We start from the raw sequence: 18,575 nt of genomic DNA on the forward strand, positions 1-18,575 counted from the left end.
GAAGGCGGCCGCACCGTCGGTGCCGGCGTCGTCGCCAAGATCATCGAGTAGTCGACCCTGGTCCGCTAACGCTCGCGACGCGGTCGCTCGCTGCATGAGCGCCCGTCCGGCCTCAGGCCGCGAGCCCTCCGCGAGGCGAGCATAGGCCCAAAAACAGAACCCCCGCCGGTGCAAACCGGCGGGGGTTTTTCTTTGTCCCCGGAACGCCATTGAACCGGAGCCGTTAGCTCTGCAGGAGCGTTTCGACCCCGAGGCGTGGACAAGGGAGGGTAGAATGTACAACGCAAGATACGAATTCATAGGCTGGGACGCCTTGATTCAGGTCTGGCTGCCGAAGGGGCTGGGCGCGCTGCTTATCCTCGTCGGCGCGTGGGCCATCGGCACCGCGATCAAATGGGCGCTGGCCAAGGGGGTCGACCGGATCCCGGGCGCGGCCAAGGCCAACCTCAGTGAAAACCCGAAACATTCGATCGGCAACAGCCTGGGTGATGTGGCCTTCTGGCTGATCCTGCTGTTCGGCGTCGTCGCTGCCCTGGGTGTGCTGAACCTGGGACAGGTCGTCACCCCGCTGAACACCTTGCTGAATCAGGTCGCGTCCTTCCTGCCCAGCATTCTCGGCGCGGTCCTCATCTTCTTCATTGGCTACATCGTCGCTACCCTGGCACGCCGGGTGACCGAAGCCGCCCTGAAGGCTGTAAGCGCCGACGCCTGGCTGGACCGGGCCGGTCTGGCGCGGGCCACCGGGTCGACCGGTGTGAGTACCGCCATCGGTACGTTGGTGTTCGTGCTGATCTTGATCCCGATCACCATTGCGGCGCTGGAACAGCTGAGCATTGAGTCCCTGACCGTTCCGGCCGTCGCCGTTCTGGCCACGGTCTTCGACGCCATCCCGCGGGTCCTGGCTGCCGCGATCGTTCTGGCCATCGGCTGGTTCATCGGTCGCTGGGTCGCCCAGGTCATCGAACGGGTGCTGCCGGCCACCGGATTTGACCGCAGCATCAGTGGCTTTGTCAGCCTGTCATCGGCCCGCCCCGAAGGGGCTTCGGCCGAGGTCGCCGCTCCCTATGCCGGTGACGTGACGCCGGCGACGGCGCGCGCCATGGGTGACAAGTCGGTGTCGCGTTCGCTGACCCCGTCGCGCATCGTCGGCCTGCTGGCCATGGTCGCCATCGTCGCCTTTACAGCGATAGAAGCGGCTCGCCTGCTGGAATTCGGTGCTGTCGCGGCCCTCGTTGAGGAGGTGCTGAGTCTGGCGGTGCGGATCGTGACCGGCGGTGTCATCATCGTCGCCGGCGTGATCCTGGCCGACGTTCTGAGCAATGCCATCAACCGTGGAACGGACGGGGCGGATCGCTTCGCCTCGACCATCGTGCGCTGGGCAACCATCGCCCTGGCTACAGCCATGGGTCTGAGCTTCATGGGCATTGCCGATGAAATCGTCATACTGGCCTTCGGTCTGGTTCTGGGTGCCGCGGCCGTCGCCGCAGCCCTGGCCTTTGGTCTGGGTGGACGCACTGCGGCCGGGCAGGTGGCCCAGTCGTGGGCTGACAAGCTGACCAAGGCCCCGAAGTCGACGACCAAGCCGCGCAGCCAGGTCTGATCGGCTACTGACAGGGCGGGCGGCCTTCGCAAGGGGCCGCCCGTTCTGCTGTCCGGTCGGGTTCGCCTGGCAGGTGACCTGGTACGGTTAAGGGGTTGCCTGTCAGGGGCAAGGACTTGAGCGCAACCGAAAACCGGCCTCTACGTTCGCAATCTGAACGTTAGGGATTTGGTAATCATGTTGCGTGCGCTTCGCATCGGTCTGTTCATCGGCACCCTGATCGGCATGTCCGCCTGTGCTGCGGTAATCCCGGGAAATGCCGATGTGCGCGGGCCCTACGGAGCCGTCGACACCGGTCCCCGCGGCTGAGATTCAAGGAAAACGTGGCGGAAAGCCGAAACCTCTTCTAATATCCCCCTGCGGACGCCGACTGTCGCGCCGCGCCGGTCTATCTCCTCCTAGATGTTAGCCATCGCCATCGTTGTCGTTCTGCTCCTCGTGGTGCTCAACGGCCTGTTCGCCATGACCGAGCTCGCGGTCGTCTCGTCTCGTAAATCCAAGCTGCAAAGCCGGGCCGAGCGCGGGGACAAGGGGGCACGTGCCGCCCTGAGGCTGGCCGAGGATCCGACCCACTTCCTGTCAGCGGTCCAGGTCGGCATCACTCTGATCGGTATTCTGGCGGGTGCCTATGGCCAGGCCACCATCGCCGGAGAGCTGGACAAGATTCTCGAGGCCCAGTTTCCGGCCCTGGTCGATTACACCCAGATTTTCTCGACCGCCCTGGTCGTGGTCTGCATCACCTATGTCTCGCTGATCGTCGGCGAGCTGGTGCCCAAACGTCTGGCCCTGATTTTCCCCGAGACCATCGCCGCCAAGATGGCCGCGCCGATTTCCAGCCTGGCCGTCGTGCTGAACCCGTTCGTGGTGCTGCTGACGGCCTCGACCTCGGCGATCCTCCGGATCATGGGGGTCAAGGACCGCGACGGCACCGATGTGACCCAGGAGGAGGTCGAGACCATCCTGGCCGAGGGCACGTCGGCCGGCCTGATCGAGCCTGAGGAACAGGTGATGATCGAGGAAATTCTGCGCCTGGGCGACCGGCCGGTGCGGGTGGCGATGACACCGCGCACCGATGTCTTCTGGGTCGCCCTGGCCGATTCGGCCGAGGTGCTGCGTGAGGAAATCCGGGTCTGCCCCTATTCCCGCATCGTGGTGGCCCGCGACGGTGATCTGGATCATCCGATCGGGGTGGTGCACAAGAAGGACTTGCTGGACTCGTATCTGACCAGCGGGGAGCTGGAGGTCGAGAAACACGTCAAGACGCCGGCCTTTATTCCGCAGTCGACCTCGGTGCTGAAGGCGCTGGAGATCCTGAAGGGCACCCATGTCCACATGGCTTTCATCGTCGATGAATACGGGGCCTTCGAGGGCGTGGTCACGGCTACTGATATTCTCGAGATGATCGCCGGCGACTTCAACGAGAGCCACGATGAGCCCACCGGCTTCGTCACCCAGCTGGCCGACGGCAACTGGATGGTGGACGGCCGCACCGACCTCGACGACCTGTGCGACATGCTGGGCGAGGATTTCGGCGAGAACGAGAGTTTCCACACCGTCGCCGGCCTGGTGCTGCACCAGTTGTCGCGGGTCCCGGGCGAGGGTGAGGTGCTGCAGCTGGGCCGGTTTGAGGTCGAGATCATCGACATGGACGACCGCCGGATCGACAAGCTTCTGTTCCGTCAGGTGGTCAAGGCCGAGGACGAGGCCCAGGCCAGGGCCGCCCGTCGGGACAACTGATCCGCGCCCCGGCCGCAATCGCCGTGTCCGGGGGCGGATTGCCCTTGAAAACCCGCCTCCGCTCGGGCATACGCCCCGGTCTGGCGAGGACCACGCGCCGATGGGGTGACCCACGGCGCGTTGTGCTTTGTCCGGGCACTACAGGAGTGTAGCTCAGCTGGTAGAGCATCGGTCTCCAAAACCGAGGGTCGTGGGTTCGAGTCCCTCCACTCCTGCCATTTCCCCCTGTTACCGCCGGATGGGACTTCCTATCTGAACGGGCAGGATCAAGAGTTTGAAGAGACGCTGAATGGCCAAGGCCAAGACCCCCGGCGGTCGTCGCACGATGGGAATGAAAACCGCTCCGGCGGCGCAGACGGTCGCAGTCGACACGCCGGTGCCGAAGAAGCGTGTCTCCATTCCGCAGTTCTTCAGCCAGGTTCGTGCGGAAGGTCGCAAGATCGTCTGGCCGAGCCGCAAGGAAACCTGGATCACCTCCGTGATGGTTTTCATCATGGTGGTCATCGCCTCGATCTTCTTCTGGGTTGTCGACGCCGGCCTGACCATCATTTCCCAATACGTCCTCGCTTTCGGCCAATAAGGAGACGCGCATGACTGATGCAGCGCCCGAGACCAAACCGGCCGCCAATCCGCGGCACAAATGGTACATCATCCACGCCTACTCGAATTTCGAGAAGAAGGTGTCCCAGCATATCCAGGACCAGGCTCGCCAGCAGGGCCTGACCGAGTGTTTTTCGGAAATCCTGGTGCCGACCGAGGACGTCGTCGAGATCCGGCGCGGTCGCAAGATCAACTCGGAACGCAAATTCTTCCCCGGCTATGTGTTGGCGAAGATGGAGATGACCGACGAGGCCTATCACCTGGTCAAGAACACGCCGAAGGTCACCGGCTTCCTCGGCGCGGCGGGCGGCACCAAGCCCCTGCCGGTGTCCGAGCGTGAGGTCCAGAACATCATCGGTCAGGTGGAGGAGGGCGTCGAACGTCCGAAACCCACCATCCGCTTCGACATCGGCGAGACCGTCAAGGTCATTGACGGTCCCTTCGCCAGTTTCGAGGGCCAGGTCGAAAGCGTCGACGAGGACAACGCCCGCCTGCGTGTGGCCGTGTCTATCTTCGGCCGTCCGACCCCGGTGGATCTGGAATACAATCAGGTCGAGAAGAACAGCGGCTAGAATCGTTCCCGGGCAGGACATCCGGGCGAGACAGGCGACACATCGGCGGCGGAGACATCCGCCACATCCGGTAAAGACGACACATATCGCAGCGGCGGTCCCCCGGGGCCGCCGTTTGCTTTTCCGGCCCGCCCTTGCTACACGCGCGCCTCGCTCCGCAGGGAGCGGTGCGGGTTCGCCCGCATAAATCCGTGGGAGGCAGCCATGCCGGACCACGGCTCACCGGCCCGGACTGAACCCCGGGTCACTCACAGGAGAGACCAATGGCCAAGAAAATTCTGGGCTATATCAAACTGCAGGTGCCGGCGGCTTCCGCCACGCCCTCGCCCCCGATCGGCCCCGCACTGGGCCAGCGCGGCGTCAACATCATGGGCTTCTGCAAGGAGTTCAACGCGCGCACCGAGAACGTCGGCAAGGGCACGCCCCTGCCGACCGTGATCACCGTCTATCAGGACAAGAGCTTCACCTTCATCACCAAGACGCCGCCGGCGACCTGGTTCCTGAAGGAGGCGACCAAGCTGAAGTCGGGCTCGAAGCTGACCGGCCGCGAAGTGGTCGGCAAGGTCACCCGCAGCCAGCTGCGCGAGATCGCCGAGAAGAAGATGAAGGACCTGAACGCCAACGATCTCGATGCCGCGACCAAGATCATCGAGGGTTCGGCCAAGGCCATGGGCCTGAACGTCGTGGAGGGCTGAGCACATGACCAAGCAAACCAAGCGTATGAAGGCCTGGACGGGCGACCGTGAAGCCAACCTGTCGTTCGCCGAGGCCATCAAGGCCGTCAAGGCGAATGCCACCGCCAAATTCGACGAGTCGATCGAGATCGCCGTCAACCTGGGCGTCGACCCGCGTCACGCTGACCAGCAGGTCCGCGGCGTGGTCAACCTGCCGTCGGGTACGGGCCGTGACGTTCGCGTCGCCGTCTTCGCCAAGGACGCCAAGGCGGCCGAGGCCCTGGCCGCCGGAGCCGACATCGTCGGTGCCGAGGATCTGTACGAGAAGATCAACGGCGGCTTCATGGACTTCGATCGCGTCATCGCGTCGCCGGACATGATGGCCCTGGTCGGTCGTCTGGGTAAGGTGCTGGGCCCGCGCGGCCTGATGCCCAACCCCAAGGTCGGCACGGTGACCCCGAACGTCGCGCAAGCGGTCAAGGACGCCAAGGGCGGTGCAGTCGAGTTCCGCGTCGAGAAGGCCGGCATCGTGCACGGCGGGATCGGCAAGGCCTCGTTCACCCAGGAAGCCCTGGAAGCCAACGTGAAGGCCTATGTCGACGCCCTGTCGCGGGCCCGTCCGTCGGGTGCCAAGGGTACCTATGTGAAGCGTATCAGCCTGTCCTCGACGATGGGCCCCGGTTTCAAGATCGATCCGGCTTCGCTGAACGCCTGACCGACCTTACCGGTTGAATGATTGCGGCGGCGGGGAGCGATCCCTGCCGCCGTTTTCGTTTGTGACGAATCATCCGGTGGCGGATGGTTGCTGTCGGCCTTCGCCGCTGTCGGCGCGGAGGGCGGCGGACGCCGACAGGACAGGATTGAATTGACCAAAAACAAGACCAACAAGATTTACCGGCGGGACCGGCGCCATCAGTTCGCGGCCCTGCCGTGGCGGACGGGCGCGCGTGGGCTGGAGATCCTGCTGATCACCTCGCGCGAGACGAAGCGCTGGGTCATCCCCAAGGGCTGGCCGATGAAGGACCGGGCGGCGCACGAGGCCGCGGCCCAGGAGGCCTTTGAGGAGGCCGGGATCCGGGGCGACATCACCAGCGAGCCGCTGGGCATGTTCCGCTATCTGAAACGGTTGAAGGGCGACAAGACCCAGTTGTGCGCCGTGGATGTGTTTCCGCTGCAGGTCACCGAGATCCTCGACCAGTGGCCCGAGCGCGAAGAGCGCGAACGGGAATGGGTGACGCCGGAGACCGCGTCACAGCGTGTGGATGAGCCGGAGCTCAAGGCCCTGATCGAGGCCTTTGCCTTTCTGAGCGCACGTCCGGCCGGCTGAGGTCGGTCCGAGGCCATGTTTTTCGCTTTACGGGATTGCCAGATCAGACACAACTCGAGAGTGTGACCCGGGAAGTAACGCATCGGGGGAAATTCAATGCGACTGACGGGGGTTACGGCACTGGTAGCCGTTCTGTGTCTGGCCTCACCGGCCGGGGTGGAGGCGCGGGAGATCCCGGCCCAGGCTGGGGAAACCACGGTGACCGCGCGCCAGCTGGCCCTGAGCCGTCGCTATATCGATCTGATACAGGGCGAACAGCTGCGGACAGCGATTCAGGCCATGGTGGAGGTCCAGGTTCAGACCGAGGGGCGGAACCTGCCGGATGAGGACCGGCGTTTCCTTACTGGTCTGACCGGTGAATTGGTCGGCGATCTGGTGCCGGCGATGATGGATCAGATGGTGCCGGTCTATGCCAACGGCTTTTCGGAATCCGAACTCGAGGCGCTGCTGGCCTTTTATGACACACCCGAGGGACGGACAATTATCGCCAAGACTTTTGAGCTTCTGCCCGTGGCCACCGCAGCGGTGATGTCAGTCATGCCGCGGATGTTTGACAAGATGGCGGTCCGGATGTGCGAACACTATGGCTGCGATCCGGTTGAGGTGCGGGCCGCGATGTATGCCGGAGCCGGTCTGCCGTCGCCGGCGGGGACGCCGGCCCCGGCCCGCCGTAAATAGCGACGGCCGATATCCCCGGGGCCGTTGATTTCCCCACGGTTCCCCTGTAAGAGCGCCGCTTCCCGTCACAGGCCCTGCCCGTGACGGTCCTGTCCGAGAACTTCGGGGCACGGGGGTCACCCGCGCCATAACTGCCAGAGGGCCCTCTGGTGCCGTGGGGAGATGGGGACGCAGACGACGCCAGACGCTCCGGGTTCCGGACGTCGGGGTTTGAGCATCCTTCGGACAATACGACCGGCCTGACCGTCTCGCAGCGATGCGCGGCGCTTTGGGACAGCAAAATCCTCGGATTTTGCTGAAACGTCTCGCTCGGCATTCCATAGGAATGCCGGGGCCATCGTCGGGAATAAGCCCGGCGGTGAATACCAGACTGGAGACCGCAATGGACCGCGCTCAAAAAGCCGAGTCGATCGAAACGCTCAAGGGCGTTTTCGCCGACGCGGGCGCCGTGGTCGTGACCCACAACCTGGGTCTGACCGTTGCGGAAATGGAAGATCTGCGTGGCCGCCTCCGCAAGGAGTCCGGCACGTTCAAGGTGATCAAGAATCGCCTGGCGCTCAAGGCGCTCGAAGCCGCTGAAGGCAGCGACTACCACGGCCTGTTCAAGGGTCCCGTGGGCATCGCCTATGCCAACGACGCGGTGACGGCCGCCAAGGTTACCGCTGAATACGCCAAGGCCAACGACCGCTTCGTCGTTCTCGGCGGCTTCATGGGTGACAAGGTTCTGGACGCGAAAGGCGTGGAGGTTCTCTCCAAACTGCCGTCGCTGGACCAGCTCCGCGCCTCGATTCTGGGCCTGCTCAACGCGCCTGCGACCAAGATCGCCGGCGTCGTGCAAGCCCCGGCGTCTCAACTGGCTCGCGTGTTCAGCGCTTATGCCGCCAAGGACGCCGCGTAAGCGGACCCGCCTCTTTCATCTCTGCAAACTCTCTACTGAAACCCAATCCTCCGAAGGAAACATCCCATGGCCGATCTCGCCAAAATCGTTGAAGACCTGTCCAAACTGACCGTTCTGGAAGCTGCCGAACTGTCCAAGCTGCTTGAAGAAAAGTGGGGCGTCAGCGCCGCTGCTCCCGTCGCCATGGCCATGCCGGCCGGTGGTGGTGCTGCTCCGGCCGAAGCCGCCGAAGAGCAGACCGAGTTCACCGTCGTGCTCGTCTCGGGCGGCGACAAGAAAATCAACGTGATTAAAGAAGTTCGCGGCGTTCGCTCGGACCTGGGCCTCAAGGAAGCCAAGGACCTGGTCGAAGGCGCTCCGCAGAACGTCCTCGAGAACGTCTCCAAGCAGATCGCTGAAGAGACCAAGAAGAAGCTGGAAGAAGCCGGCGCGACCATCCAGATCAAGTAATCTGGCCCGGTCCTTCGGGACCGGATCGCAAAACTTCAGCGGGCCCGGTGGGAAACCACCGGGCCCGTATGCGTTTGGACTGGCGACAGCCGCGATGGACCCCATCTGCGTAGCTCCCCCCGAACGAAGGACGCCCCCATGAAAATCCTGATGGTACTGACCTCGCACGATCAACTCGGTGACACCGGCGAGAAGACCGGTTTCTGGCTCGAGGAATTCGCCGCGCCTTATTATGCGTTGCAGGACGCCGGGGCCGACATCGTCGTCGCCTCGCCGAAGGGCGGGCAGCCGCCGCTGGATCCCAAGAGCGACGCACCGGACGCCCAGAGCGACGACACCCGCCGCTTCAAGGACGACGAGGCCGCGCAAAAGGTGCTGGCCAATACGGTGCGGCTGGACAGTGTGTCGGCCGGCGACTTTGACGCCGTCTTCTATCCCGGCGGCCACGGCCCGCTGTGGGACCTGGCCGAAGACAAGACCTCGATCGCCCTGATCGAAGCCTTCGCCAGGGCCGACAAACCGGTGGCCGCGGTCTGTCACGCGCCCGGCGTGTTCCGGCATGTGAAAGGTGCGGACGGAGCGTTTCTGGTCAAGGGCCGCAAGGTCGCCGGATTCACCAACAGCGAGGAAGAGGCCGTCGGCCTGACCGGGATTGTGCCCTTCCTCGTGGAGGACATGCTCAAGGCCAATGGCGGCGACTATTCCAAGGGGCCCGACTGGGGGTCCTATGTGGTCACCGACGGCAAGCTGGTCACGGGCCAGAACCCGGCCTCGTCGCGTGAGGCGGCCGAGGCCCTGCTGAAGCTGCTGTAGGTCTGGGTGGACGCGGGCGGTGGGCCAAGGCCCGCCGCCCATTCCGTCAACGCCGCCGGGGCGCGTAGATGTCGGCCAGCCGGTCGCGGGTGCCCTCGATGCGCACCAGACGCGGGTAGCGCAGGCCGTCGTGATAGTCGAAGGCCACGGTACGGAAACGGTCGCCGGACTTCAGCAGCAGCTCGAGCGGGGCGTCGGTGCCTTTGGCCGCGGTGACGGCGTCGCGCAGCGCCGCGGGGTCGGCGGTGGTGCCGTTGACCGCGACCAGCTTCCAGCCGGCCCCGATGCCGAGGCGAAAGGCCGGGCCGTCCCAGCGGATGTTGGCCAGGCTGTTGTCCGGACCCGACAGGGTGAAGCCCAGCGAATACTGGAAGTCGCGGGCCCAGCCGCCCTGGACCGACTTCTCGACCGGGGTCAGGCTGTCGACCCAGGTCAGACGCCAGCCGGCCCGGGTGATGCCGTCGAGCGGGGCGCGGGCGTCCGGGCCGACCGCGTCGAGCCGGTCGCGCAGGAAGCCGGCCCAGTCGTGCGGATAGACGGCGTTCAGCGCCGCGACCAGTTCGTCGAACGTATAGCCGCGCGGGGTGAAGACGCCGTCGTCGACGCCGAAGAAGGCATGGGCGAAATCGTCGAGCGATTTGCGATCGCGGGTGCCCTCGCGGATCAGGGTATCGGCATCGAGCCAGATCAGCTGGCTCTCGCGGTAATAGTCGCCGGTGCCGCGCATCCATGACGGATACTGGCCGGGGACGCGGTAGCCCAGCAGGTTGTGGTTGTCGGTGTCCTGCAGGGCCCGCCACTGACGGCCCGGCTGGGTATCGTAGAAGGCCGCGACCGTGGCCAGGTTGGCGATGGCGACATCCCGGCTGGCCAGGCCTGACCGGGCCGACAGCACATCGCCCCAGTACTGGGTCTGGCCCTCATAGACCCACAGCAGGGTGTTCTGGCTGGGCACGTTGTAGTTGGCGGTCAGCTCGTCGGCCGGGCGGCGGAATTTGCCGTTCCAGGAATGGGTGAATTCGTGCGGCAGCAGGGAGCGGCCGCCGGCGCTGGCGCTCCAGTCGGTGAAGAAGTCGGGACTGACGGTGTTCTCGGACGAACGATGATGCTCGAGACCGATGCCGCCCAGCTGGTCGGTCATGGCCACGAGGAACTCATAGTGGTCGAAATGGCGCGACCCGAACAGCCGGTCGGCCTGGCCGACGAGGTTTTCGAACAGGGCCAGCTGGTCGGCGGTCGGGGCGATGTCCGCGGCCTCGTCGGCGACGATGTTCAGATGGACGCTGTCACCGGTCGGGTCGATGTCGATCCGGCGGAAATGGGCCCCGGCGAACATCGGGCTGTCGATCAGGGTGTAGAGGTCGGTCGGGGCGAAGGTGGCCACGCCGTTCTCGAATGCAGTGGTGGTCAGGGCCGTGCCGTAGTTCCAGCCCTCGGGCAGGCGGATCGAGGCGGCGACCTGGATCTGGTTGGAGAAATAGCCGGCCGGATAGAGGATGGCCTTTTCCCACTCCATATTGACGATGGCCGGCGTCATGACGACGCGCCACTCGCTGCTGTCGGGTTGGGTCAGCCACTGGAAGTCGACGGCGATCTCGCTGACCCCGGCGGGGATGTCGAGATGGAAGGCATAGGGGTCGATGGTGTCGCGCAGCCATTCGATCCGCTGGCCGCCGCCGGTGACGGTGACGCCGGCCAGCAGCTGAATCGGGCCGGTGCCGGCGTGGTTGCCGGGCAGGTAACGCGGATAGAGCAGGGTCAGGGGTCCGGCGTTGACCGGCACGGTCTGGTGCACCGAGATGATGCGGTGCTCGAGGTCGGTGACGTCGGCCTGGTAGGTGATCACCCCGGGAAAGGGCCGGTCCTGCGGGGCCGGGATCACCGGCTGGGCCCGGGGCAGGGCGAGGGCGGCCTCGCGCGCATCGGTGACCCAGGGCGTGCCGGGACTCTGGGCCAGGGCGGGCAGGGCCGTCGTCGCCAGCAGCAGGGCAAGGACGGTGGCGGGGAGACGGATGTGGGACATGGACTCTCGCACGCAGGTTGATCAGGAGACGCGCCCGGACCGGCGCGGTGAGACTCTACGGTGGCGGGTTCGCGCCCGAGCGTAAAGCCTCTCCAGCGCGACGGGGCGAGCAGACCTAGCGCCGGCGCGGGCTGAACAGGTCGCCCAGCCGGTCCGGCGTGCCCTCGATCCGCTCGAGGTGCGGGTATTTCAGGCCGTCGTGCCAGTCGAGGGCCACGGTGCGGTAGTGGTCACCGTCCTTGATGATCAGGCTGATCGGGGCGTCGGTACCCTTGGCCGCGGTGATCGCCCGGGCCAGCACGTCGGCCGAGGCTGCCGCGCCGTTGACCGCGATGACCTGCATGCCGACGGCCAGTCCGGCGCGGAAGGCCGGGCTGTCCCACTGGACGCTGCCGATGCTGTTGGTGGGCGAGGTGACGATGCCCAGCGACCAGGCGAAGTCGCTGCGGCCGCGCTCGGCGTACAGCGTCTTCTGATAGTCGCTGGGGGTGTCGGTATAGACGAGGCGGTAGCCGCCACGGGTCAGGCCGTCGAGCGGAGCCCCGGGGCCGTGGCCGTCGAGACGGCTGCGCAGGAAGGTGGCCCAGTCGTGCTCGACCACGCCGTTCAGCGTCCGCACCACGTCGTCGAAGGTGTAGGGGTTTTCGCCATAGGCCCCGTCATCGACGCCGAAGAAGGCACGGGCGAAGTCGTCCAGCCCCTTGCGACCGCCGGTCTTCTCGCGGATCAGGGTGTCGGCGTCGAGCCAGATCAGCTGGCCCTCGACATAGTAGTCCTCGCTGCGCTGCCAGCTGCGCCAGCCGATCGGGGCCCTCCGGGTGATGATCGGATCATTGGTGGTGTCCTGCAGGGCGCGCCATGCGCGGCCGACCACATGATCATAGCTGGCGGCGTCCAGGGCCAAAGCGTCGAGCCCCTGCTGCTTGCTGTGCAGGCCTGAGCGCACGGCCAGGACCTTGCCCCAGAACTGGGTCTGGCCCTCATAGACCCACAACAGGGAATCCTGCAGCGGCACATTGTAGTTGGCGACGTTCTGGTCGGCCGGACGACGGTATTTGCCGTTCCATGAGTGTGTGTATTCGTGCGGCAGCAGGTCACGGTCGCCCAGCTTCGTCGCCCAGTCGGTGAAGAAGCCGGGGTCGACGCTGTTCTCGGACGAGCGGTGATGCTCCAGCCCGATGCCGCCGAGACGGTCGGTCATGGCCATCAGGAAATCATAGTGGTCGAAGTGGCGCGCCCCGTACAGGCGGTCGGCCTGCTGTACCAGCGCGCGCAGGATGCCGATCTGGTCGTCGGTCGGGGCGATATTGCCCGCACTGTCGGCGACGATATCCAGATGCACCGGCGAGCGGCCACCGGGATCGAGGTCGATGCGGCGGAAATGGACCCCGGCGAAGACCGGACTGTCGACCAGGACGTCGAGGGGAACGGGCTTGAAGGTGGTGGTGCCGCCGGCTGTCGATTCCGTCTCCAGGGCGGTGCCCAGACTCCAGCCGGCAGGCAGGGTGGCGCTGGCCTGCATGGTGATGTTCCGGCTGTAGCGACCGGCCGGATAGAGCAGCATTTTCTCCCACTGGATGTTGAGCATCTCGGCGGTCATGGTGATGCGGCCCTGATCGTCCGTAGTCGGCGACAGGTGCTGGAAATCGGCTGTGATCTCGCGGACTCCGTCGGGGACGACGATGTGGAAGGCGAGGGGGTGCAGGGTGTCGCGCACCCATTCGATGCGCTGGCCGCCCCCGCTGATGATCAGGCCCGCCAGTTGGGAGACCGGCCCGACCGGCCCGTGGTCGCCGGGCAGCCATTCGGGGAAATACAGGGTCATCTCGCCGGGACGTTCGACCGGGATGGTTTCACGCACCCGGAAGATGCGGCGGTTCAGGTCGGTGGCGTCGACGTCGAGGCGAACCACGCCGGGCCAGGCCAGATCACGCGCGGCCGGGATCGGCGGCAGGGCCATGGGCAGGGCCGGGGCCGCGACCGGCGGTGCCGTCTCGAGCCGGGCCTGGGCGAAGGCCGGTGTGGCGGACAGCAGTGCCAGGGCGCAGACGGAGACGGCGGAACGCGGGAACGACATGAACCGGAATCCTGACAGCCGCGGGTGCGCAGCAGGCGAGAGATCACGCCTGTTACATCGTAACGTCAAGGGGTGAGGCGATCAGTTCGCGGGCAGGACGGCCAGCAGTTCGACCTTGAACAGCAGGGTCGAGTTGGGCGGCAGTTCGTCGCCGCCGACCCAGCGTGAACCATAGGCCAGGTCTGCCGGGATGACGAACTGGAAGGTCTCGCCCTCGTGCATCAGGGCCACGCCCTCGGTCCAGCCCTTGATGACCCGGTTCAGCGGGAATTCGGCGGGCTCGCCGCGGGTGTATGAGCTGTCGAACTCGCGGCCGTCGATGAAGGTGCCGGCGTAGTGGACGCGCACCGTGTCGGTGGACGTGGGCTGGCGGCCGGCGGGATGGGCGCGGCCCTCACGGCGATACTGCAGGCCGCTGGCGGTGGTGGTCCAGCCGCGACGCTGGCCGTTCCAGGCCAGATAGGCGGTCTGGCCCGCATCCCAGTTTGCCTGGGTGGCCGGGCCCGTCGGAACAACCGGGGAGGGGGGCGTCGGGGCCGTGGCACAGGCGGCCAGGGCGAAGGTGACGAGGATCGGGGCGGTGATGAGGATGCGCTTCATGGGGTGACGCTAGCAGGGTCGGCGCGGAATTTGCCAGACTTCTCGACAGGGCCTTTATTTCGTCAGAAAAGCGAGTATACATCCCGGTTCCGCACAACTCTGATGAGTCCGCGCGAAAGCGCCGAGGCCTGGTCCGTTACCCTCCGACCAGAGCGAAGGCGCGCTCCTCCCCAAGGGAGCTTCACATTGCTGGTGCCCTGGTCCTGACGGATCGAGGGTGGGCACCAAGAAACCGAAGCCGCGACAGCGCACCCGTGCGCCGGCGCGGCTGTTGCTGCATTTGACGCAGGGTTCCCCGCTCCCCCCGGGCGGCACCCGTGCGAATTGGGAAACAAGAATGGCCAATACCACAGCCGGTCTCGCCCTGAGCGGTCAGATCGCCCTCGCCACGTCCTTCACCGGCAAGAAGCGCATTCGCAAATCCTTCGGGCGAATCCCCGAAGCGGTGAAGATGCCGAACCTGATCGAGGTTCAGCGCGCCTCTTACGAACAGTTCCTGCAACGCGACGTGGTCACGGGCCCGCGCAAGGATCAGGGCATCGAGGCTGTCTTCAAGTCGGTGTTCCCGATCAAGGACTTCAACGAGCGCGCCGTCCTGGAATATGTCTCGTACGAGTTCGAGCAGCCCAAATACGACGTCGAGGAATGCATCCAGCGCGACATGACCTATGCCGCGCCGCTGAAGGTCAAGCTGCGCCTGATCGTGTTCGAGGCGGACGAGGAAACCGGAGCCCGTTCGGTCAAGGACATCAAGGAGCAGGACGTCTACATGGGGGACATCCCCCTGATGACGGACAAGGGTACCTTCATCGTCAACGGCACCGAGCGCGTGATCGTCTCGCAGATGCACCGTTCGCCGGGCGTCTTCTTCGACCACGACAAGGGCAAGACCCACTCGTCGGGCAAGCTGCTGTTCGCCGCCCGCGTCATTCCGTACCGCGGTTCGTGGCTCGACTTCGAGTTCGACGCCAAGGACGTGGTCTATGTCCGCATCGACCGTCGCCGCAAACTGCCGGCGACCACCTTCCTCTATGCCCTGGGCATGGACGGTGAGGAGATCCTGCGGACCTTCTACGAGACCGTTCCCTACGAGAAGCGTGGCGAAGGCTGGGTCACCCCCTACAAGCCCGAGCGCTGGCGCGGTGTGAAGCCGGAGTTCGACCTGGTCGACGCCGACACCGGTGAAGTGGTGGCCCAGGCGGGTCACAAGATCAGCGCCCGTGCCGCCAAGAAGCTGGCCGACGGCGGCCTGAAGTCGCTGTCGCTGGCCGCGGACGCCCTGCTGACCAAATATCTGGCCTCGGACGCCGTCAATCATGAGACCGGCGAGATCTACGTCGAGGCCGGTGACGAACTGGACGCCGAGTCGATCGAGCTGCTGGAGACCAACGGCTTCACCACCATCGACGTGCTCGACATCGACCACGTCACGGTCGGGGCCTACATGCGCAACACCCTGCGGGTGGACAAGAACGGTGCCCGTGAGGACGCCCTGTTCGACGTCTATCGCGTGATGCGTCCGGGCGAGCCGCCCACCCCTGAAGCGGCCGAAGCGATGTTCAACTCGCTGTTCTTCGACTCGGAGCGTTACGACCTGTCGGCCGTGGGCCGCGTGAAGATGAACATGCGCCTCGAGCTGGACGTCTCGGACGAGATCCGCGTCCTGCGCAAGGATGACGTGCTGGAAGTGCTGAAGATCCTCGTCGGCCTGAAGGACGGCCGTGGCGAGATCGACGACATCGACAACCTCGGCAACCGCCGGGTGCGTTCGGTCGGCGAGCTGCTGGAGAACCAGTACCGCGTCGGCCTGCTGCGCATGGAGCGGGCGATCAAGGAGCGGATGAGCTCGGTCGATATCGACACCGTGATGCCGCATGACCTGATCAACGCCAAGCCGGCCGCGGCCTCGGTGCGTGAATTCTTCGGCTCCTCGCAGCTGTCGCAGTTCATGGACCAGACCAACCCGCTGTCCGAGATCACCCACAAGCGTCGCCTTTCGGCGCTTGGCCCGGGCGGTCTGACGCGCGAGCGTGCCGGCTTCGAGGTCCGGGACGTGCACCCGACCCACTACGGCCGCATCTGCCCCATCGAGACCCCGGAAGGCCCGAACATTGGCCTGATCAACTCGCTGGCCACCCACGCGCGGGTCAACAAATACGGCTTCATCGAGAGCCCCTACCGTCGCGTCAAGGACGGCAAGGCTACGGACGAGGTGGTCTACATCTCGGCCATGGAGGAGTCGAAATACACGATCGCCCAGGCCAACATCGCCCTCAAGAATGGCGAGATCGTCGAGGACCTGGTCCCCGGCCGGATCAACGGCGAATCCCAGCTGCTGATCAAGGCTGACGTCGACATGATGGACGTGTCGCCGAAGCAGGTGGTTTCGGTCGCCGCGGCCCTGATCCCCTTCCTCGAGAACGATGACGCCAACCGGGCCCTGATGGGCGCGAACATGCAGCGTCAGGCCGTGCCGCTGGTCCAGTCGGACGCGCCGCTGGTCGGTACCGGCATGGAATCGGTGGTCGCCATCGACTCCGGTGCCGTGGTCGTGGCCCGTCGTGACGGTGTGGTCGAACAGATCGACGGTACCCGGATCGTGGTCCGGGCGACCAACGAGCTGGATGCCGGCCGTTCGGGCGTCGATATCTATCGCCTGTCGAAGTTCCAGCGGTCCAACCAGTCGACCTGCATCAACCAGCGCCCGATCGTGCGCGTGGGCGATGAGGTCAAGGTCGGTGACATCATCGCTGACGGCCCGTCGACGGACCTGGGTGAGCTGGCGCTGGGGCGTAACGCCCTCGTCGCCTTCATGCCGTGGAACGGCTACAATTTCGAAGACTCGATCCTGATCTCCGAGCGTATCGTGCGCGACGACGTCTTCACCTCGATCCACATCGAGGAGTTCGAGGTCATGGCCCGCGACACCAAGCTGGGACCGGAAGAGATCACCCGCGACATCCCCAACGTCGGCGAGGAAGCCCTGCGCAACCTCGACGAGGCGGGCATCGTGGCGATCGGGGCCGAGGTCCAGCCGGGCGACATCCTGTGCGGCAAGGTCACGCCCAAGGGCGAGAGCCCGATGACCCCGGAAGAGAAGCTGCTGCGCGCCATCTTCGGCGAGAAGGCCTCTGACGTCCGTGACACCTCCCTGCGTCTGCCCCCGGGCGTCGCCGGCACCATCGTCGACGTGCGGGTCTTCAACCGTCACGGCGTCGACAAGGACGAGCGGGCCATCGCCATCGAGCGGTCGGAAATCGAACGCCTCGGCAAGGACCGTGACGACGAGCTCGCCATTCTTGAGCGCAACGTCTACGGCCGCCTGCAGCCTCTGGTCCTCGGCAAGAACGCCGTCTCGGGTCCCAAGGGCCTGGGTCGCGGTGTGGTCACGGCCGAGAAGATGGCCGACCTGTCGCGCGGTCTGTGGTGGCAGATCGCTCTCGACGACGAGAAGGCGATGGGCGAGCTGGAGGCCATGAAGGCCCAGTTCGAAAATGCCCGCAAGGCGCTCGACCGTCGCTTCGAGGACAAGGTCGAGAAGCTCCAGCGCGGTGATGAACTGCCCCCGGGCGTGATGAAGATGGTCAAGGTCTTCGTGGCCGTGAAGCGCAAGCTTCAGCCCGGTGACAAGATGGCCGGTCGTCACGGCAACAAGGGTGTTATCTCCAAGATCCTGCCGATCGAGGACATGCCGCACCTTGAGGACGGGACCTCGGTCGACGTCGTTCTGAACCCGCTGGGCGTGCCCTCGCGCATGAACATCGGCCAGATCTTCGAAACCCACCTGGGCTGGGCTGCGGCCGGTCTGGGCAAGCAGATCGCCGGACTGCTGGAGGCCTGGCAACAGGGCGGCCAGAAGCAGGCGCTGATCGACCACCTGTCGAGCATCTACGGCAAGGATACGCCGCTGCCCGACAGCGAGGACGATCTGGTCGAGCTGGCCCGCAACCTGTCCAAGGGCGTTCCGTTCGCCACCCCGGTGTTCGACGGTGCCCACATCGTGGACATCGAGGATCTGCTGGAGAAGGCGGGTCTGGATCGCTCGGGTCAGTCGGTCGTCTATGACGGCCAGACCGGCGAGCAGTTCAAGCGTCCGGTCACGGTCGGCTACATCTACATGCTGAAACTGCACCACCTGGTGGACGACAAGATCCACGCCCGTTCGATCGGACCGTACTCGCTGGTTACCCAGCAGCCGCTGGGCGGCAAGGCCCAGTTCGGCGGACAGCGCTTCGGGGAAATGGAGGTGTGGGCGCTCGAGGCCTACGGCGCCGCCTACACCCTGCAGGAGATGCTGACGGTGAAGTCCGACGACGTCGCCGGCCGCACCAAGGTCTACGAGGCCATCGTCCGTGGCGACGACAGCTTCGAGGCGGGCATTCCCGAGAGCTTCAACGTTCTCATCAAGGAAATGCGTTCGCTGGGTCTGAACGTGGAGCTGGAGAACAGCTGACTGACCGGATGAACCCTCCCTGCGCAAGCGGGGAGGGACGGTCGCTCGCTCTCTTCGTCTTTATCTAATTTCG

At 65.4% G+C, this 18,575-nt stretch carries 16 protein-coding genes and 1 tRNA gene; 14 read left to right on the forward strand and 3 right to left on the reverse strand.

Annotated features, from left to right (window positions below):
* Window positions 1-274 precede the first annotated feature (274 nt).
* The 13 genes from AAC050_RS13970 (at window position 275) to AAC050_RS14030 (ending at window position 9,349) form a co-directional block, all read left to right on the forward strand.
* Window positions 275-1,600 carry a mechanosensitive ion channel gene (locus AAC050_RS13970; protein WP_339915700.1) on the forward strand — a complete coding sequence of 442 codons (1,326 nt, stop codon included), beginning with the start codon at window positions 275-277 and terminating at the stop codon, window positions 1,598-1,600.
* 177 nt (window positions 1,601-1,777) lie between these two features.
* Window positions 1,778-1,909, forward strand: a complete 132-nt coding sequence (locus AAC050_RS13975; RefSeq protein WP_339915701.1) for a hypothetical protein — start codon at window positions 1,778-1,780, stop codon at window positions 1,907-1,909.
* A gap of 93 nt (window positions 1,910-2,002) precedes the next feature.
* Entirely contained in the window at window positions 2,003-3,337 is a 1,335-nt protein-coding gene (locus AAC050_RS13980; protein WP_339915702.1) for a hemolysin family protein, read from the forward strand.
* A gap of 142 nt (window positions 3,338-3,479) precedes the next feature.
* A tRNA-Trp gene (locus AAC050_RS13985) sits at window positions 3,480-3,555 on the forward strand.
* 71 nt (window positions 3,556-3,626) lie between these two features.
* Window positions 3,627-3,917 carry a preprotein translocase subunit SecE gene (gene secE, locus AAC050_RS13990; protein ID WP_339915703.1) on the forward strand — a complete coding sequence of 97 codons (291 nt, stop codon included), beginning with the start codon at window positions 3,627-3,629 and terminating at the stop codon, window positions 3,915-3,917.
* Between the two features lie 10 nt (window positions 3,918-3,927).
* On the forward strand, window positions 3,928-4,509 hold the full coding sequence (gene nusG, locus AAC050_RS13995) for a transcription termination/antitermination protein NusG (RefSeq protein ID WP_339915704.1): 582 nt from the start codon (window positions 3,928-3,930) through the stop codon (window positions 4,507-4,509).
* A gap of 263 nt (window positions 4,510-4,772) precedes the next feature.
* A complete protein-coding gene (gene rplK, locus AAC050_RS14000; RefSeq protein WP_339915705.1) occupies window positions 4,773-5,204 on the forward strand; it encodes a 50S ribosomal protein L11 in 432 nt (143 codons plus the stop codon).
* A 4-nt stretch (window positions 5,205-5,208) separates the two neighbouring features.
* Entirely contained in the window at window positions 5,209-5,898 is a 690-nt protein-coding gene (rplA, locus tag AAC050_RS14005) for a 50S ribosomal protein L1 (protein WP_339915706.1), read from the forward strand.
* Window positions 5,899-6,048: 150 nt separating this feature from the next.
* On the forward strand, window positions 6,049-6,510 hold the full coding sequence (locus tag AAC050_RS14010) for an NUDIX hydrolase (protein ID WP_339915707.1): 462 nt from the start codon (window positions 6,049-6,051) through the stop codon (window positions 6,508-6,510).
* A gap of 96 nt (window positions 6,511-6,606) precedes the next feature.
* Window positions 6,607-7,188, forward strand: coding sequence for a DUF2059 domain-containing protein (locus tag AAC050_RS14015; RefSeq protein ID WP_339915708.1), 582 nt, complete (start codon window positions 6,607-6,609; stop codon window positions 7,186-7,188).
* 382 nt (window positions 7,189-7,570) lie between these two features.
* Window positions 7,571-8,086 carry a 50S ribosomal protein L10 gene (rplJ, locus tag AAC050_RS14020; RefSeq protein ID WP_339915709.1) on the forward strand — a complete coding sequence of 172 codons (516 nt, stop codon included), beginning with the start codon at window positions 7,571-7,573 and terminating at the stop codon, window positions 8,084-8,086.
* 66 nt (window positions 8,087-8,152) lie between these two features.
* On the forward strand, window positions 8,153-8,536 hold the full coding sequence (gene rplL / locus AAC050_RS14025; protein ID WP_339915710.1) for a 50S ribosomal protein L7/L12: 384 nt from the start codon (window positions 8,153-8,155) through the stop codon (window positions 8,534-8,536).
* Window positions 8,537-8,674: 138 nt separating this feature from the next.
* On the forward strand, window positions 8,675-9,349 hold the full coding sequence (locus tag AAC050_RS14030; RefSeq protein WP_339915711.1) for a type 1 glutamine amidotransferase domain-containing protein: 675 nt from the start codon (window positions 8,675-8,677) through the stop codon (window positions 9,347-9,349).
* 46 nt (window positions 9,350-9,395) lie between these two features.
* On the opposite strand, the gene AAC050_RS14035 is transcribed toward AAC050_RS14030, so the two are convergent.
* The 3 genes from AAC050_RS14035 to AAC050_RS14045 form a co-directional block, all read right to left on the reverse strand.
* On the reverse strand, window positions 9,396-11,372 hold the full coding sequence (locus AAC050_RS14035; protein ID WP_339915712.1) for a peptidase M61: 1,977 nt from the start codon (window positions 11,370-11,372) through the stop codon (window positions 9,396-9,398).
* A gap of 115 nt (window positions 11,373-11,487) precedes the next feature.
* On the reverse strand, window positions 11,488-13,449 hold the full coding sequence (locus AAC050_RS14040) for a peptidase M61 (protein WP_339915713.1): 1,962 nt from the start codon (window positions 13,447-13,449) through the stop codon (window positions 11,488-11,490).
* An 81-nt stretch (window positions 13,450-13,530) separates the two neighbouring features.
* Entirely contained in the window at window positions 13,531-14,049 is a 519-nt protein-coding gene (locus AAC050_RS14045; RefSeq protein WP_339915714.1) for an FKBP-type peptidyl-prolyl cis-trans isomerase, read from the reverse strand.
* 337 nt (window positions 14,050-14,386) lie between these two features.
* Between AAC050_RS14045 and rpoB the strand changes: the two genes are divergently transcribed.
* Window positions 14,387-18,502, forward strand: a complete 4,116-nt coding sequence (rpoB, locus tag AAC050_RS14050) for a DNA-directed RNA polymerase subunit beta (protein ID WP_339915715.1) — start codon at window positions 14,387-14,389, stop codon at window positions 18,500-18,502.
* The last annotated feature ends 73 nt before the right edge of the window (window positions 18,503-18,575 follow it).

It is taken from the genome of uncultured Brevundimonas sp. (assembly GCF_963974615.1).
Classification (GTDB): Bacteria; Pseudomonadota; Alphaproteobacteria; order Caulobacterales; family Caulobacteraceae; genus Brevundimonas.

Bases quoted from the DNA above. Each gene is read 5' to 3' on its own strand.
- AAC050_RS13980 (WP_339915702.1), top strand. From the start codon at position 2,003: ATGTTAGCCATCGCCATCGTTGTCGTTCTGCTCCTCGTGGTGCTCAAC.
- rplK (WP_339915705.1), top strand. From the start codon at position 4,773: ATGGCCAAGAAAATTCTGGGCTATATCAAACTGCAGGTGCCGGCGGCT.
- AAC050_RS14015 (WP_339915708.1), top strand. From the start codon at position 6,607: ATGCGACTGACGGGGGTTACGGCACTGGTAGCCGTTCTGTGTCTGGCC.
- rplJ (WP_339915709.1), top strand. From the start codon at position 7,571: ATGGACCGCGCTCAAAAAGCCGAGTCGATCGAAACGCTCAAGGGCGTT.
- rplL (WP_339915710.1), top strand. From the start codon at position 8,153: ATGGCCGATCTCGCCAAAATCGTTGAAGACCTGTCCAAACTGACCGTT.
- nusG (WP_339915704.1), top strand. From the start codon at position 3,928: ATGACTGATGCAGCGCCCGAGACCAAACCGGCCGCCAATCCGCGGCAC.
- secE (WP_339915703.1), top strand. From the start codon at position 3,627: ATGGCCAAGGCCAAGACCCCCGGCGGTCGTCGCACGATGGGAATGAAA.
- AAC050_RS13975 (WP_339915701.1), top strand. From the start codon at position 1,778: ATGTTGCGTGCGCTTCGCATCGGTCTGTTCATCGGCACCCTGATCGGC.
- rpoB (WP_339915715.1), top strand. From the start codon at position 14,387: ATGGCCAATACCACAGCCGGTCTCGCCCTGAGCGGTCAGATCGCCCTC.
- rplA (WP_339915706.1), top strand. From the start codon at position 5,209: ATGACCAAGCAAACCAAGCGTATGAAGGCCTGGACGGGCGACCGTGAA.
- AAC050_RS14040 (WP_339915713.1), bottom strand. From the start codon at position 13,449: ATGTCGTTCCCGCGTTCCGCCGTCTCCGTCTGCGCCCTGGCACTGCTG.
- AAC050_RS14030 (WP_339915711.1), top strand. From the start codon at position 8,675: ATGAAAATCCTGATGGTACTGACCTCGCACGATCAACTCGGTGACACC.
- AAC050_RS14035 (WP_339915712.1), bottom strand. From the start codon at position 11,372: ATGTCCCACATCCGTCTCCCCGCCACCGTCCTTGCCCTGCTGCTGGCG.
- AAC050_RS14045 (WP_339915714.1), bottom strand. From the start codon at position 14,049: ATGAAGCGCATCCTCATCACCGCCCCGATCCTCGTCACCTTCGCCCTG.
- AAC050_RS13970 (WP_339915700.1), top strand. From the start codon at position 275: ATGTACAACGCAAGATACGAATTCATAGGCTGGGACGCCTTGATTCAG.